This window comes from Roseateles depolymerans, assembly GCF_003387155.1.
Taxonomy (GTDB): domain Bacteria; phylum Pseudomonadota; class Gammaproteobacteria; order Burkholderiales; family Burkholderiaceae_C; genus Roseateles; species Roseateles depolymerans.
Window position 1 is genome coordinate 821,066 of sequence record NZ_QUMT01000001.1, and the last position, 15,813, is coordinate 836,878.

General features: G+C 67.0%; 15 protein-coding genes. 8 read left to right on the forward strand and 7 right to left on the reverse strand.

The features are described from left to right. Positions 1-10: 10 nt before the first annotated feature. Positions 11-208, reverse strand: coding sequence for a PepSY domain-containing protein (locus DES44_RS03540; protein ID WP_198164809.1), 198 nt, complete (start codon positions 206-208; stop codon positions 11-13). 183 nt (positions 209-391) lie between these two features. On the opposite strand from DES44_RS03540, the gene DES44_RS03545 reads away from it, so the two are divergent. Continuing rightward, positions 392-592 carry a YrhB domain-containing protein gene (locus DES44_RS03545; protein ID WP_058936186.1) on the forward strand — a complete coding sequence of 67 codons (201 nt, stop codon included), beginning with the start codon at positions 392-394 and terminating at the stop codon, positions 590-592. Between the two features lie 93 nt (positions 593-685). Next, on the forward strand, positions 686-1,027 hold the full coding sequence (locus DES44_RS26045) for an energy transducer TonB (RefSeq protein WP_375137507.1): 342 nt from the start codon (positions 686-688) through the stop codon (positions 1,025-1,027). Between the two features lie 468 nt (positions 1,028-1,495). On the opposite strand, the gene DES44_RS03555 is transcribed toward DES44_RS26045, so the two are convergent. Both DES44_RS03555 and DES44_RS03560 read right to left on the reverse strand, forming a co-directional pair. Continuing rightward, entirely contained in the window at positions 1,496-2,251 is a 756-nt protein-coding gene (locus DES44_RS03555; RefSeq protein ID WP_147306932.1) for a hypothetical protein, read from the reverse strand. 169 nt (positions 2,252-2,420) lie between these two features. Continuing rightward, on the reverse strand, positions 2,421-3,572 hold the full coding sequence (locus DES44_RS03560) for an alpha-hydroxy acid oxidase (protein ID WP_058936184.1): 1,152 nt from the start codon (positions 3,570-3,572) through the stop codon (positions 2,421-2,423). A gap of 84 nt (positions 3,573-3,656) precedes the next feature. On the opposite strand from DES44_RS03560, the gene DES44_RS03565 reads away from it, so the two are divergent. Further along, positions 3,657-4,160: a YbaN family protein gene (locus DES44_RS03565; protein WP_083525779.1), complete on the forward strand. Its 504-nt coding sequence runs from the start codon at positions 3,657-3,659 to the stop codon at positions 4,158-4,160. Positions 4,161-4,178: 18 nt separating this feature from the next. Here DES44_RS03565 and dinB read toward each other — a convergent pair whose 3' ends face one another. The 3 genes from dinB to argH all read right to left on the reverse strand — a co-directional run bounded on the left by dinB (position 4,179) and on the right by argH (position 7,546). Next, positions 4,179-5,432, reverse strand: coding sequence for a DNA polymerase IV (gene dinB, locus DES44_RS03570; RefSeq protein WP_058936183.1), 1,254 nt, complete (start codon positions 5,430-5,432; stop codon positions 4,179-4,181). Positions 5,433-5,533: 101 nt separating this feature from the next. Continuing rightward, positions 5,534-6,016, reverse strand: coding sequence for a hemerythrin domain-containing protein (locus DES44_RS03575; protein ID WP_058936182.1), 483 nt, complete (start codon positions 6,014-6,016; stop codon positions 5,534-5,536). Positions 6,017-6,136: 120 nt separating this feature from the next. After that, on the reverse strand, positions 6,137-7,546 hold the full coding sequence (gene argH / locus DES44_RS03580) for an argininosuccinate lyase (protein WP_058936181.1): 1,410 nt from the start codon (positions 7,544-7,546) through the stop codon (positions 6,137-6,139). 319 nt (positions 7,547-7,865) lie between these two features. On the opposite strand from argH, the gene DES44_RS03585 reads away from it, so the two are divergent. Both DES44_RS03585 and DES44_RS03590 read left to right on the forward strand, forming a co-directional pair. Then, complete coding sequence (locus tag DES44_RS03585; RefSeq protein WP_058936180.1) at positions 7,866-8,873, forward strand: sensor histidine kinase; 1,008 nt, start codon at positions 7,866-7,868, stop codon at positions 8,871-8,873. Positions 8,874-8,902: 29 nt separating this feature from the next. Beyond that, entirely contained in the window at positions 8,903-9,709 is an 807-nt protein-coding gene (locus DES44_RS03590; RefSeq protein ID WP_058936179.1) for a LytR/AlgR family response regulator transcription factor, read from the forward strand. Between the two features lie 28 nt (positions 9,710-9,737). On the opposite strand, the gene ppc is transcribed toward DES44_RS03590, so the two are convergent. Then, complete coding sequence (ppc, locus tag DES44_RS03595) at positions 9,738-12,479, reverse strand: phosphoenolpyruvate carboxylase (RefSeq protein ID WP_232310055.1); 2,742 nt, start codon at positions 12,477-12,479, stop codon at positions 9,738-9,740. Between the two features lie 371 nt (positions 12,480-12,850). On the opposite strand from ppc, the gene hemC reads away from it, so the two are divergent. From hemC to DES44_RS03610, 3 genes are read left to right on the forward strand one after another with little or no spacing between them, the layout of a single operon-like run. Then, positions 12,851-13,786 (forward strand): hydroxymethylbilane synthase, encoded by a 936-nt coding sequence (gene hemC / locus DES44_RS03600; RefSeq protein ID WP_058936178.1) that lies wholly within the window; start codon positions 12,851-12,853, stop codon positions 13,784-13,786. 4 nt (positions 13,787-13,790) lie between these two features. Then, positions 13,791-14,675 carry a uroporphyrinogen-III synthase gene (locus DES44_RS03605; protein WP_058936177.1) on the forward strand — a complete coding sequence of 295 codons (885 nt, stop codon included), beginning with the start codon at positions 13,791-13,793 and terminating at the stop codon, positions 14,673-14,675. Next, positions 14,672-15,805, forward strand: coding sequence for a uroporphyrinogen-III C-methyltransferase (locus DES44_RS03610; RefSeq protein ID WP_058936176.1), 1,134 nt, complete (start codon positions 14,672-14,674; stop codon positions 15,803-15,805). Before DES44_RS03605 ends, DES44_RS03610 begins: the two co-directional genes overlap by 4 nt. Positions 15,806-15,813: the final 8 nt, after the last annotated feature.

The following is a 15,813-nucleotide window of genomic DNA, read 5'->3' on the forward strand; positions in this document are numbered from 1 at the left end:
CCGCTCTTACTTAGTTGGTGGGATGCGGCTTGTTGGACTTGCCTACTTGACCGCGTGTGCCCGCCCAGTAGCGCGAGGTGTCGGCACCAGGGCGGAATCGGACTCCCAGCTCCAGGACCGCCAGCGTGGCAGGTTCGAAGGTCAGGGTCACCCAATTGCCGTCAGCGTCCCGGCCACGGATTTCGTAGCAGCCATCGTCGATGCGCAAGTTGTCGGTCGTGAGGGTTGGCCACTCCAGGTGCAATGGCTATGCGGTGCAATGGGTGCAGCGCTACGGGCGCCGCGCATTGACGCTGGCGGCAACGCAATGGTTGGCGGCGCCTACGGCACATCAACAATGTGCTGTATAACCACCCGGTCGAGTGAACTTCCATTAGTTTCAGCCATTGCCATGATGACCTTCGAAGAAGCTCGCCAGCGCGTCGCGAGTCAATTGGCGCAGTCCGAGGAGTTGCCGCCTGGCGATGAATGGGGGGTGATCGATTCAGCCACCGTCGAAAAGCCTTGGGGATGGGTGATCTTCTATACGTCAAAGCTGTGGCAGGACACTGGCGAGATTCAGTACGCAGTTGCCGGCAACCCGCATGGTTAACCCATGCGTGCAGCAAATTGCCTTCAGCGGGCGGGGCAGTCAAACTTTAGGGATAAGATGACGTTGCGGAAACTACTGTCCATTTCGATCTTGATGTCGAGCGCTGGCGTCGGCGCAACCCCTGCACCAGAACCCACGCTGGTTCCGCCGGTTGCCGCAAGTCAGGCTGAGGGTAGCTACGCGCAGCGCGTTCGTGCTGTGATCCTTCCGTACATCCTTCTCCCAGATGACGTTGAAGGGAATCCTGTCGCAGAGATCCGAGTCTCCACCCGACCCAATGGCGAAGTGATCGACGCTGAGGTCATCGTGAGCAGCGGCAGCGAAAGTTGGGATAAGTCGGTCCGAAGGGCAGTACTGAAAGCGAATCGAATGCCTCGCGATGTTGATGGGAAGGTGCCGTCTGTACTCATCATCAGCTTCCGGCCTAAGCCGTGAGATTCGCGGCTGTGGCAGCTAAAACGTCGCTGCAGCGAAGGCATTTGCTGCCCGCTGATCTTCAAAGTTAGGCGTCCCATGCGACAAGGACCACCTAAGCAGCGCAACGTGCAGCAGCAGAATGCTGAAGTTGAGCGCCGGATTCGATCTGAGGCGACATTGGCGGCAGAACCCCTTGCCCGGAGCGCTGAGAACGGTTGGGGAAGGGAAAGGCATTCACTGGGGGACTTCCATCGTTGTCAATCTAAAAATTGACTTCCCCGGAATGCCTCAGCTTTTTGGACTCCTCGTTACGCAGGACGAGAGGTTCGTAAGTTTTGAACTAACCACCGACGCTACGCATGAGGTTATAGGGAAGGTCTGCAAAACCCGTTCGACAGCCTCAGCCGAGCTCGCCGTGAGGTCAGGCGCGGTCCACTGGGCGACCGGCGATCTGGCTCGCCGCGAAGCTCACGTCAGCGTTCAAGATCACTTGCCAGCGCGGGCTTTCGCACAGGCCCGATGCAATTCAGGGTCCGTGCTCGCTTCGTCCACTTGCAGGATTTGCTGGCACAGCGTTTGAAACAGATCGTCAAATGCTCTTTCAACTGCTGCACCTCCGTCGCTGGTTAGCGGTTCGAGTAATTTGGCTTTCGCAGCGCTATAGGGAAGGCGCAATTTGCCGCGATGGTATATGACCTGGTTGTTCCTTATCTCAGCCAACCACTCAACGCATCTTGGCGTCAGCGGGGCATTAGACGAAGGGCGGCTTATCACAAAGCTGGTAACGGTGACAAGCCATTCACTGCCAACCACCAATGATTCGATGGGCAGGAAGTCGATTTTCCCACTTGTGGTGATCTGTTCTATCGGTGGAACATCTATCTCGAATTTCTTTCGATAGAGTTCCGCCATATCGTCGTAGACGACGTCAATGACCTTGAAGTCAAGCGAACAGTACATGCCGCTGCAGTTCTTCGCCTGCAGCTGTCCGCGAAACGGAAAGAGTCCATCACTTGCATTGAGGTCGCTCTTGACAATCGGTAGAAATGCCGTCTTTCCCAGCTCCATGATGTCTTTGCTATTGCAGTCGGCCATTGCGAGAACGGGAAACATGGCAACAACGGCAAAGAGCTTGGGCAATGTAGTGCGCAACATAGAGCGGCCTGAAGTTCGAAGTGAGGCGGGACCGACTGCGAGGTTCGCCGCGCGCCGGAAGGAGGACGGGTCAATGGCCCCTTTCATGGTCCCAATGTTAACTTTGAGCTGTTAGCGCTCATCGTCCTCATGCAAAAGACGCGCAAAACGCACGCTTGAATGTTGCATCGCAGCTCATGCGCCGGCTGGACGACGATGTCGGCTGCCTCTGTTCGAACGAGGCTGCGGCAGCCTGCCGCCGCGGCCCACTTCCCCGCTACTCCGGAAACGTCCCCGGCAGCAAAATACTCCGATCCACCGCCGTCAACTGCCGGTGCCCGCAGAACGCCATCGTCAGATCCAGCTCCCGGTGGATGATCTCCAGCGCCTTCGTGACCCCGGGCCGCCCCATAGCGCCGAGCCCATACAGAAACGCACGCCCGATGTAGGTGCCTTTCGCCCCCAGCGCCCACGCCTTCAGCACATCCTGCCCCGAGCGAATGCCGCCATCCAGATGCACCTCGATCTGGTCCCCCACCGCCTCCACGATGCGCGGCAGCGCGCGAATGCTCGATTCCGCCCCATCCAGCTGACGCCCGCCATGGTTGCTCACGATCAGCGCATCCGCGCCGGTCTTCGCCGCCAGCCGCGCATCTTCCTCATCGATGATGCCCTTGATGATCAGCTTGCCGCCCCAGCGGTCGCGGATCCATTGCACGTCGTCCCAACTGAGCTGCGGGTCGAACTGCTTGGCCGTCCACTCGGACAGCGACCCCATGTTCTCCACCCCCTTCACATGCCCGACGATGTTGCCGAACTGACGCCGTGACGTGCCCAGCATCCCCATGCACCACCGCGGCTTGGTGGCCATGTTGACCAGATTCGCCAGCGTGAGCTTCGGCGGCGCGGACAGACCATTGCGCAGGTCCTTGTGGCGCTGACCCAGGATCTGCAAGTCCAGCGTCAGCACCAGCGCCCCGCAGCGCGCGGCCTTGGCCCGGTCGATCAGGCTGTTGATGAACCCCCGGTCCCGCATCACGTAGAGCTGGAACCAGAACGGCGCCTTGGTGTGGGCGGCCACGTCCTCGATGGAGCAGATGCTCATCGTGGACAGCGTGAACGGCACCCCAAAGGCCTCCGCCGCCTGCGCCGCCAGGATCTCGCCATCTGCATGCTGCATGCCGGTGAGCCCCGTAGGCGCCAGCGCCACCGGCATGGCCACCGGCCGGCCGATCATCTCGGTGGCGGTGCTGCGGTTTTCCATGTTCACCGCCACCCGCTGGCGCAGCTTGATCGACTGGAAGTCGGACTCGTTGGCGCGGTAGGTGCTCTCGGTCCAGGAGCCGGAGTCCGCATAGTCGTAGAACATGCGGGGGACACGCCGCTGCGCCAATTGGCGCAGGTCTTCGATGCAGGTGATGACGCTCATGCCGCCGATGCTAGGACTTTTGACCGCGGTCGGGGAGAGGCGTTTGTGCGGAGCGTGCGAGGCGTCGTCCTTTACAGTTGCGGGATGATCAAACCGCAAGAGGTGCCCCCGCCGCAGGACGCCACCCAGGTTGCCGCCCGGGTCGCCGCACGGCCGCACTGGCGTCGCTGGCCGTGGATGCTGGCGGGCGGGTTGAGCCTCTTGCTGGGCATCATCGGCATCGTGCTGCCGCTGCTGCCCACGACGCCGTTCGTGCTGCTGGCGGCATTCTGTTTCGCCCGGGGCAGCGAGCGCTGCGAGACCTGGCTGCTGACCCACCCCCGCTTCGGTCCGATGGTCCGGCAATGGCGCGCCACCCGGGCCATCCCGCTGCGAGCCAAGCAGATGGCCTGGGGCATGATGGCCGTCAGCTCGCTGATCTCTGCGTGGCTGATGCCGGTGCTGCCTTGGTTACCGGCGCTGGTTTGTCTGTGCGTCGGCGTGTGGATGTGGAGGCTGCCAACTGCGGTGCCGACCGCACCCACCGCACCCACCGCACCCACCGCACCCACCGCACCGAACCCAAGCACGCCGCCCGACGGCGAGTGACCCGCCGCGATCACGCACTCATTCAAACAGCGGCAAAGTCTCCGGCACCGGTCCAGCCGCCTGCGGCGCTCCCGCATTGCTGCCCGCGCCTCGCTTGCCGCGCCGCCCGGGTTCCTCCGCACCAGGCCGGCTGAGCTTCCCGACCCGCACACCCAGCAGCCGCAGCCGCTGCGTCAGGTCCACCCGCTTGAGGCACTGGCCGGCGGCATGGCGGATGGACGCCGCATCCTGCACCGGCGCGTCCAGCGTCAGGTCTCGCGTCACCGTCCGGAAGCCTTCAAAACGCAGCTTGATGCCGATGGTCCGCCCCTGGTAGCCCTTGCGCTGCAGGTCCGACGCCAGTTGCTCACACAGCGCGGTGAAGATGGCGGACAGCTCGGCCCGGTCTCGCTTGGCATGCAGGTCCCGCTCGAAGGTCGTCTCGCGGCTGATGGACACCGGCTCGCTGTAGGTCACCACCGGCCGGTCATCCAGCCCCCAGGCGGCCTGATGCAGCCAGACGCTGTAACCCGGCCCGAAATGCTGCGACAGCAGCTCTTGCGGCGCCTGCGCCAGTTGCCCCACCGTCTCGATGCCCAGCTCATTCAGCCGCGCCCCCGCCTTGGGGCCGATGCCGTTGATGCGCCGCACCGGCAGCGGCCAGATGCGGGTGGGCAGATCGTCCATGGTGAGCACGGTGAGCCCGTCGGGCTTGTCCAGCTCCGAAGCGATCTTGGACAACAGCTTGTTGGGCGTCACACCAATCGAGCAGGTGAGGCCGGTCGCGCTGAACACTGAATTCTTGATCTCCCGGGCCACCGATCGCACGCCGCCCAGCGGGTCGTGGCCGACCGCGTCCCGCACGCCGGGCACGTCGGTCAGGTCGATGTAGATCTCGTCGATGCCGCGGTCCTCGACGACCGGCGCAATCTCTCTCACAGCGGCCTTGAACAGCCGGGAGTAGTGGCGGTAAGAATCAAAGTCCGCCGGCAGCAGGATGGCCTGGGGCGCCAGCAGCGCGGCCTTCATCAACCCCATGGCGGAGAACACCCCCAGCGCACGCGCCGGATAGGTGGAGGTGGTGACCACGCCGCGGCCGGTGTAGTCCTGGAGCTTGTGGAACTCGCGCGTGCCGTCCGGCCGCAATTGCGGGGTGTGGGCGCGACGTCCGCCCACCACCACCGGCAGGCCCTTGAGCTCCGGATAACGCAGCAGCTCCACGGACGCATAGAAGGCGTCCATGTCCAGATGGGCGATCAGGCGATCGGGCAGCGATGGCGTCGAATCAGCCATGACGCATTGTGGCGGCACAGAGGGCAGAGGCTGTCAGCAGGGGCCAAGAGCCGGCTCCCGTGGCTACTACCTGCGGCCATCGGCCGACTGCGTGAAGCGGCTCAGTGCCCGCAGCTGGAACTGCCGCAACCGCCGCCGGCCGTGGCGCCTTCCAGGGCCGGTTCTTTCACTTCCCCGGTGGCCGGATCAAAACCCCGCTGCTGCATGGTGTAGACCAGGGCTGCATCCATCATTTCGGCGTGGCCGGGGAACCACTGCGCCAGTTCCTGGCGCACGATGGGCATCGGCTCGCGGTCGCCCAGTTCCTCGGCGTAGCGCACCACTTCCCGCATCACGTTCAGCACCATGGCGTGCTGGCTGCTGTGGCAGTTCTCCGGCTCGAAACCGGTGGCGGCCATCCAGCGCTCTTCCATCGCGAAGTGCTCTTCGGTGTGGGCCAGCAGCGCCTTGAAGGCGGGCAGTGCGTCTTCGCCGCGGTCCAGCGTGTCGCCGAAGCGGTTGAGCAGGTCCACGAATTCCTCGTGGGTGTGGTCCAGCTCCGGTTGGTTCAATACCAGGGTGTCCGACCAGTCCAGGGTGCTCATGGGGATGTCCTCGCTAGATAGGGGCGATTGCCGTGGCAATCGCGATGATGGGGCGACGGGGCGGCGTCATGGGAGTCGCGGGCTTTAATGGCTTCACGGCTTCACGGCACCTTGCCCCTCTCAGCCACCCAGCCTGACCAGATGACGCTTCACCTGCTCACGCACCTGTGCCGGCGCGGTGCCGCCCAGCACATTGCGGGCATTGAGCGAGCCCTGCAGCGACAGCACCTCGTACACATCGTTCTCGATGCGCTGGTCAAACTGCCGCAGCGCGTCCAGGCTCAGCGCGGACAGGTCCACGCCCTGGGCCTGCGCGGTCTTGACCGCATGGGCCACCACCTCGTGGGCGTCGCGGAAGGGCAGGCCCTTCTTGACGAGGTAATCGGCCAGGTCGGTGGCGGTGGCATAGCCCTTGAGCGCGGCGCGCTCCATGGCGTCGGCCTTGACCGTCAGGCCGTCCATCATGTCCGCAAAGATGCGCAGGGTGTCGTTGAGCGTGTCGACGGTGTCGAACAGCGGCTCCTTGTCTTCCTGGTTGTCCTTGTTGTAGGCCAGCGGCTGGCCCTTCATCAGGGTGATCAGACCGATCAGGTGGCCCACCACCCGGCCGCTCTTGCCGCGGGCCAGTTCCGGCACGTCCGGATTTTTCTTCTGCGGCATGATGCTGGAGCCGGTGCAGAAACGGTCGGGCAGGGCGATGAAACCGAAGGCCTGGCTCATCCAGAGAATCAGCTCTTCCGACAGGCGCGAGATGTGCACCATGATCAGCGACGCAGCCGCGCTGAATTCGATGGCGAAGTCCCGGTCGCTGACGGCATCCAGGCTGTTCTGCGCCACGCCCTCCATGCCCAGCGTGCGGGCCACGCGTTCACGGTCCAGCGGGTAGCTGGTGCCAGCCAGGGCGGCGGCGCCCAGCGGCAGGCGGTTGACCCGCTTGCGCGCGTCCAGCAGCCGCTCGGCATCGCGGGCAAACATCTCGACATAGGCCAGCATGTGGTGGCCAAAGCTCACCGGCTGGGCCACCTGCAGATGGGTGAAGCCCGGCAGGATGACGTCGGCATGCCGCTCGGCCTGGCGCACCAGCACCTTCTGCAGTTCCGTCAGCAGGCCCACCAGCACGTCGATCTCGCCGCGCAGCCACAGGCGCACGTCGGTGGCGACCTGGTCGTTGCGGCTGCGGCCGGTGTGCAGCCGCTTGCCGGCCAGGCCCACCAGTTCCGTCAGGCGCGCTTCGATGTTCAGGTGCACGTCTTCCAGGTCCAGCTTCCACTCGAAGCGGCCGGATTCAATCTCTTCGCGGATCTGCGCCATGCCGCGCTGGATGGACGCATGGTCCTCCGCGCTGATGATGGACTGGGCGGCCAGCATGTCGGCATGGGCCAGGCTGCCACGGATGTCGGCGTCCCACAGGCGCTTGTCGAAATCGACACTGGCGGTGTAGCGCTTGACCAGGTCGCTCATCGGCTCTGAGAAGAGGGCGGACCAGGCCTGGGATTTGTTGGCCAGTTGGTTGTCGGAGGGATTGGACATCGCGGACTCAGCGGACGGACAGTAACTTCGGAGCAAGTCGTAACCGGCCTTCGTCCTCGCGCGGCGCCGGTGCACCCCTGGCCGGCCGGGAGGGCGCGGGGCGGGGGATCGGAAGCGCGGCGGGTGAGCGGTCTGTCACGTCTTGTGGCGAACCGGGCGGCCAGCGGCAACCCGGTGGGAGAGAATGCGCACGATTCTAAAGGGCGAGGACCAAGACCCCATGGCCGATCGGGCGCATCCCCCAACACGCGCACAACAGTCTCAGGCGGCACCCTCCACACAGGCGGCCTGGGAGGACACGCGGCTGGAAACCCGGCCGATGCCGCCCACCCCGCTGATCGACCCGCGCCGCCGGTTTGACGTGTGCCATGTGGGACTGGTGCTGCGGGCCGTGCTGGGCGTGCAGTTGGTGCAGGCCCTGGGCCTGGCCATGGCGCATGAGACGCTGGTGGGATGGGCCTGGGCGATGGGCACGGGCACCGTGGCGTCGATGACGGCGCTGCTGTCCTGGCTGTTGATCGTCTGCGGCCTCAAGCACCTGCTGGCCCGGCTGCCGCAGTTCGCGCAGTGGGGGCTGCCCATCGCCTTGGGCGCCGCCTGCGCCCATCTGGGCACCGGGCTGTTGGTGCTGCTGGGGGTGGACCTGCTGACACCGCTGCAGCGCGTTGGCGCCGCGGGTTTTGGTGCCCTGGGCGCTGGCTTGCTGCTGTTCTGGTTGATGTTGCGCGAACGCGCTCAAGCGCCGGCCGAGGCCCTGGCCCGGTTGGTGGAACTGCAGTCGCGCATCCGGCCGCACTTTCTGTTCAACACGCTGAATACGGCCATCGCGCTGGTGCGCGTCGATCCGTCCCGGGCCGAGGAGGTGTTGGAAGACCTGGCCGAGCTGTTCCGGGTGGCACTGGCCGACACGGGCCCGCGCACGGAAGGCGTGCCGCTGTCCCAGGAAGTGGACCTGGCGCGGCGTTACCTCGCCATTGAGCAACTGCGCTTTGGCGAGCGGCTGCGCATCGACTGGCAGATTGATCCGCACGGCAATGATGTGCGCGTGCCGCCGCTGCTGCTGCAGCCGCTGGTGGAGAACGCGGTGCGCCACGGGGTGGAGCCCAACGACCGCGGCGGGGACGTGAGCATCCTCACCCGCGTGCGCGGCAGCGAGGTGGAGATCCGGGTGGTCAACACCGTGGGCGCCCCGGCGCGCACTCGCGGTCATGGGCTGGCCTTGAAGAATGTGAAGCAGCGCCTGCGGCTGATGCATGACGTCGCGGCGCGTATCGAGGTGGCCCCGTCGCCCACCCGTTTCATGGTGCGGATCCTGCTGCCGCGCTGAGTGTTTTGGCTGATCGAACAGGGAACGACATGCTGACCCAACCGACGCTGAAGGTGCTGATCGTGGACGACGAGCCGCTGGCGCGGCTGCGGCTTCGCGGCCTGGTGGAGGCCAACGCAGAGCCACGCGCCGAAGTGGCGGCCGAGGCGGCCAGCGGTGAGCAGGCCCTGACCTGGCTGCGGGACCATGCCTGCGACCTGATCTTGCTGGATGTGCAGATGCCGGGCCTGGACGGGCTGGGGCTGGCGCAGGCGCTGATGGGGCGTCCCCTGGCACCGGCCATTGTGTTCGTGACGGCGCATGCCCAGCACGCCCTGCAGGCCTTCGAGCTGGAAGCGCTGGACTACCTGACCAAGCCGGTGCGGCGTGAGCGGCTGCAGGCCAGCCTGGCGCGCGCGGCGCAGCGGCTGGTGGAGCGTGCAGCGGCCCAGTCCCGGAATCCGCAAGAGGCGCCGCCGGCGGACGACGGGCCGGTGATCAACATCACCGAGCGCGGACGGCTGCTGCGCGTGCCGCTGGCCGAGGTGCTGTATTTCAAGGCGGAGCTCAAGTACCTGACGCTGCGCACCGCCACCCACAGCCATGTGATGGACGGGTCCCTGACCGATCTTGAGCAGCGCCTGGGCGACCGCTTCCTGCGTGTGCATCGCAATGCGCTGGTGGCCAAGGCCGCGGTGCGGGAACTGGAGCGGCACGTGCCCACGGTGGGGGACGGCGACGGGGAAGCGGGAGGGGAGTTGGGCTGGGCCGTGCGGGTGGCCCATGTCAATGAATGGCTGGCCGTGTCACGCCGCCAGGTCGCCGCCGTGAGGGAGGCGCTCGCCGGGCAGCGCTGAGCTGCCACGGCGGTTCCCATTCGGCGCCTCAGCCGGTGTTGCGCAGCCCCGCCGCGATCCCGTTGATCGACAGATGGATGCCGCGCTGCACCCGCTCCATGCGCGGATCTTCCGCGCGCTTCTCTACGGGAATGGCGCGATACCGTCGCATCAGTTCCACCTGCAGGTGGTTGAGCGGATCGATGTAGGGGAAGCGGTGTTCGATGGAGCGCGCCAGCGCCGGATTGGCCGCCAGGCGGTGCCCGTCGCCGGTGATCAGCGCCAGCGCCTCTTCGGTCCGCTGGAACTCAGCCTGGATGGCGGAGAAGATCTTCTTGCCCAGCCGCTTGTCCTCGACCAGCTCCAGATACCGCTGCGCAATGTCCAGGTCCGCCTTGGCCAGCACCATGTCCAGGTTGGACAGCAGGGTGCGGAAGAAGGGCCACTGCTTGAACATGCGCTTGAGCAGTGCCAGCTTCTCGTCCCGGTCCGCGCCCTTGCCCAGGAAGCTCGCCACGCCGGAGCCGAAACCGCACCAGCCCGGCAAGGTGATGCGGGACTGTCCCCAGCTGAAGCCCCAGGGAATGGCGCGCAGGTCTTCAATCGCGCGGGTGGCCTTGCGTGACGCCGGCCGGGAACCGATGTTGAGCTCGGCGATCTCGCGGATCGGCGTGGCGGCGAAGAAGAAGTCGGCAAAGCCCGGGGTGTCGTAGACCAGCCCGCGGTAGGCGGCGAAGCTGGTGTCCGACAGCGCCTGTGCCGCCTCCATGAAGGACTTGGGTGCGGGTTTGGTCGGATGCAGCAGCGTGGCCTCCAGCGTGGCCGCCACCAGCGTTTCCAGGTTGCGCCGGCCGATCTCCGGATTGGCGTATTTGGAGTTGATGACCTCGCCCTGCTCGGTGAGCCGGATCTGCCCGTTCACCGTGCCGGGAGGCTGGGCCAGGATGGCCTGGTAGCTCGGGCCGCCGCCCCGTCCGACCGTGCCGCCGCGGCCATGGAACAAGCGCAGGGTCAGCGGGCCCTGCTGGCGCAGCTCATCGAAGAGCTGCACCAGCGCAATCTCGGCGCGGTAGAGCTCCCAACTGCTGGTGAAGACGCCGCCGTCCTTGTTGGAGTCGGAGTAGCCCAGCATGATGTCCTGCTCACCGCCGGAGCGCCGCACCAGGGCCGCCATGCCCGGCAGCTCGTAGAAGCTGCGCATGATCTGCGGCGCATGGCGCAGGTCGGCGATGGTCTCAAACAGCGGCACGACGATCAGGTCGCTGACCGCCTCGCCGTCCAGCGTGCCGCGCAGCAGGCCCACTTCCTTCATCAGCAGCTGCACTTCCAGCAGGTCGCTCACATCTTCGGTGTGGGAGATGATGTAGTGGCGCAGCGCTTCACGGCCGTAGCGGCGCAGGGATTCACGGGCCGTCTCGAAGATGGCCAGCTCACGACGGGCATGCTCGCTGTACTCGATGCCCAGCACCCGCAGCGGGCGGGTTTCGTTGAGCAGGCGCTGCAGCAGCGCGCGGCGTTCGGATTCATCCAGCGCGCTGTAGTCGTCGCACACCCGCGCGGTGCGCAGCAGCTCGGCCACCACGGCTTCGTGCTGGTCCGAGCTCTGTCGCAGGTCCAGCGTGGCCAGGTGGAAGCCGAAGACCTGCACCGCACGGATCAACGGCTTCAGGCGCGGCGCGATCAGGGCCTGGGCATGGTGGCTTTCGAGCGAGGCCTGGATGGTGCGCAGGTCGGCCAGCAACTCGTCGGGCGTCAGGTAGGGGGATTGCGGCGCGACTGCGTGGCGCAGCGCTTCCGTGCCGGTCAGTTCCTGCAGCGTCGCGGCCAGTCGCGCATACATGCCAGTCAGGGCGCGGCGATAAGGCTCGTCCATGCGGTGTTCGTTGCGGTCCGGGCTGCGCTCGGCCAGGGCCTGCATCGCCGGCGTGACACCCGTCAGCCGCAGCGAGATCGACAGCTCTGCGCCCAGCGCATGCAGCTCGGTCAGGTAGTGGCGCAGCGCCACCTCCGATTGACGGCGCAGGGCCAGTTGCAGCGTGTCGGCCGTCACGTTGGGATTGCCGTCCCGGTCGCCGCCGATCCACTGGCCCATCCGAAGGAAGGACGACAGCGATTCACCGGGCAGCGCTTCCTCCAGCTCCGCATACAGCTTGGGGATCTGATGCAGGAAGGTGGCGTGGTAGTAGCTCAGCGCGTTCTCGATCTCGTCGGCCACCGTCAGCTTGGAGTAGCGCAGCATGCGGGTCTGCCAGAGCTGGGTGACCCGGGCGCGGATCAGGCTTTCGTTGGCGGCTTTTTCGCGGTCGGTGTGCAGGTGGTCGCGCTGGGTGACCAGCTCGGCCAGCGCGCGCTCGGCATCCAGGATGCTCTTGCGCTGGACTTCCGTCGGGTGGGCCGTCAGCACCGGCGAGACAAAGCCGTTCTGCAGCGTGCGCGCCACTTCGCCGGGCCGCACGCCCGCCTCGAACAGGCGCTCCAGCGCATAGGCCAGCGAGCCGGGCTGCAGGCTGCCCTCCCGGTCGTGGATCTCGCGGCGGCGCACGTGATGGCGGTCCTCCGCGATGTTGGCCAGGTGCGAGAAATAACTGAAGGCGCGGATCACGCTCACCGTCTGCTCGCCGGAGAGGCTCTTGAGCAGCTTGTCCATCTGCTTGCCGGCCTGCGCATCCCGCTTCAGGCGGAAGGCCACCGACAGCTGGCGGACCTTTTCCACCAGCTCATACGCCTCGCGGCCTTCCTGTTCCCGGATCACCTCGCCCAGAATGCGGCCCAGGAGACGGATGTCCTCCATCAACGGCTGATTCTTGTCCTTGGCCGCGCGGCTGGCGGCCGGTGGCGGGCTGACCTTGCCGCGAGGCGCCGGGGCCTTGCTGCGCGGGGTCTTGGCGGCACGCGCAGGGGCGGGCGCAGCGGCAGCCGCGGAAGCGGCCTTGGCGGAACGGGAGCGGGAGGCGGAGCTGGCGGGCATGGCGTCGTCTTGCGGCTGAGGGGGAGTGGCAGGGCGGGGCGATGTAACCGAGTTACCTGCATTTGACTGTATCAGTTTCCACCCGGGCGACTGACGCGCACGGCCCCCACAAACCTCGATATCGCTCAACCAACACTTCGTCTGGGTGGGAGGCCTGATGGCTGCGAGGCCGCGCTCCGCTACGATGCGGCCCCATGACGCAAACAGAAGCATTCGTGATCGCCACGCGCGAAAGCCGCCTGGCGCTGTGGCAGGCGGAGCATGTGCAGGCGCTGCTGCAGTCGCGCGGCCTGCAGGTGTCCCTGCTGGGCATGACCACGCGAGGGGACCAGATCCTGGACCGCACCTTGTCCAAGGTGGGCGGCAAGGGGCTGTTCGTCAAGGAGCTGGAGAACGCGCTGGAGGACGGCCGGGCGCAGCTGGCGGTGCATTCGCTCAAGGATGTACCGATGGAGCTGCCCGAGGGTTTCGTGCTGGCCGCCGTGCTCGAGCGTGAGGACCCGCGGGATGCGCTGGTGTCGCCGCGCTACGCGTCGCTGGCCGAGCTGCCGCAGGGCGCCTGCGTGGGCACGTCCAGCCTGCGCCGGGTCACCCAGATCCGCAACCTGCGCCCCGACCTGCGGGTGGAGCCGGTGCGGGGCAACCTGGACACACGGCTGCGCAAGCTGGACGAAGGACAGTACGACGCGATTCTGCTGGCCGCCGCGGGCCTGAAGCGGCTGGGCATGGACCATCGCATCCGCCAGTGGTTCAGCGTCGATGAGATGATTCCCTGCGCGGGGCAAGGTGCCCTGGGCATCGAGATCCGTGCGACGCATCAGGCGCTGCGTCCGCATCTGCAGGCCATGACCGATGCCCCCACGCACCTGGCCGTGGTGGCGGAGCGGGCCGTCTCCCGCGCCCTCGGCGGCAGTTGCTCGATGCCGCTGGCCGCCCATGCGGTCTGGCAAGAGGCGGGGGTGCTCAAGCTCACCACCGCGCTGGGCCATCCCGTCGAGACCGACCGCCCCCTGCTGCGCGCGGCGGCCGCGTCCACCGTGACGGACCTGGCCAGTGCCGAGGCCCTCGGCCAGCAGGCCGCCCAGGCCCTGCGCGACCGTGGCGCCGCCGGTTATCTCGGGGACGTCTGAGCCCATGGCGGACGGACCGCGGCTGCTGCTGACCCGTCCGCTGGCGCAGGCCCGGGACTGGTCCGAACGACTGGCGGCGCTGGGCGTGCCCACGCTGGCCTTCCCGCTGATCGACATCGTGCCGAACGAGGAGGCTGGGCCGGCGCGTCAGGCCTGGGCCGATCTGCACCGGCAGGCGCTGGTGATGTTTGTCAGCCCGAATGCGGTGCGTCACTTCTTTGATCATCGACCCGATGCCATGGCCTGGCCGGACGGCGTGCTGGCCGCCACGGTGGGGCCCGGCAGCGCCCAGGCGCTGGAGGCGGCGGGTGTGCCGGCGGGGCTGATCGTGCAGCCGCCGCCCGGGGCGGACAGCCTGGATTCCGAGCATCTGTGGCCGGAAATCCAGCGGGTGGCGGGTCACGACTGGACGGGGCGCGCCGCCCTGATGGTGCGGGGCGATGGCGGCCGGGAATGGCTGGGAGACCGGTTGCGGGAGGCCGGGGCGCAGGTCGAGGCGGTCAGCGTCTACCGGCGGCAATGCCCGGTGCTGGATTCGGCCGGGCGCGAGCGTCTGGCCACGGCCTTGCGTCTGCCGCAGGACCATGTGTGGCTGTTCAGCAGCTCGGAAGCAGTCGGCTACCTGGCGGACATGGTCGGAGAACCTTCTGGCCCTTCAGGCGCCCCCACGTCACCGGAGTGCGGGACGGACGCCGATACGGGCGGGTCGGCGGGCACCGCGATCTCGGTGGACTGGCGCATCGTCCGCGCCGTCGCCACCCATGAACGAATCGCTGCCCGCGCACGTGCGCTGGGCCTCGTACATGTGGTTTTGGTGCGACCTGACGCCGCCGCAGTGGCCGAGGCTTTCCGACGGTTGGCAGGGTCCCCCCTAGAATCCCCGACGTGAGCGAGACCAACACCCCAGCGGCCGACGTTTCGGCGCCTTCCACCCCCACCCCGTCGCCGCGGACCGGCGGCGCCACGCTGTCGCAGGCCGTGGTGGCCGTTGTCGGCCTGATCGCCCTGCTGGCGCTGGGCCTGGCCTGGCAGAGCCAGCAACGCCTGAAACAGGCGGAGCAGGAACTGGTGCGGCGCCAGGACAGCAGCCAGAGCGATGCCAACATCGCCCGTGACCAGTCCCGCCAGGCGCAGGAACTGGCCCGGGACACCGCCGCCAAGGTGGCCCTGCTCGACGCCAAGCTGGCGGAAGTCGCCCTGCAGCGCGAGCAGCTGGAAACGCTGATCCAGTCCATGACCCGGTCGCGGGACGAGAACGTGGTGGGCGACATCGAAGCCTCGCTGCGGGTGGCCATGCAGCAGTCGGCCATCACCGGCAGTGCAGAGCCGCTGGTGTCGGCGCTGCGGCAGGCCGACGACCGGCTGGCCCGCTATCACCAGCCGCGACTCGAAGGGGTGCGCCGCGCGGTGGTGCGGGACCTGGATCGGATCAAGGCGGTGAGCGTGGTGGACGTGTCCACCCTCACCATCAAACTCGACGAAGTGGCCCGTCAGGTCGACGACCTGCCGCTGCTGGCCGTGAGCCAGCCGGGCCTGGATACTCCGCGTGCGCCGGCCACCGCCGGCCGGGGGGCGCGTCCCGCCGCAGCAGCGGCGCCTGCGCCCAGCGCGCCGCTGGACCCGAATGCGGGTTGGTGGGAACGCGTCTGGCACGGCGCCGGGGACAAGTGGGACCAGCTCTCCAGCGACGTCTGGCGTGAAGCCCGCGGCCTGCTGCGCGTGACCCGCATCGACCATCCGGAAGCGGCCCTGATGGCGCCCGAGCAGATGTTCTTCCTGCGCGAGAACCTCAAGCTGCGCCTGCTCAATGCCCGTCTGGCGCTGCTGAGCCGCCAGTTCGACACCGCCCAGAACGACCTGCGCGAAGCGCAGGGCATGCTGGAGCGCTACTTTGACGACCGTTCGCGCAAGCTGGCCATCACCACCGAGTTGCTTCGCCAGGTGCAAGGCCAGGCCCGCCAGGTGCAGGTGCCGCGTCCCGATGACACGCTGGCCGCGCTGAGCGCGGTCGCCCGCTGAGGACAGCG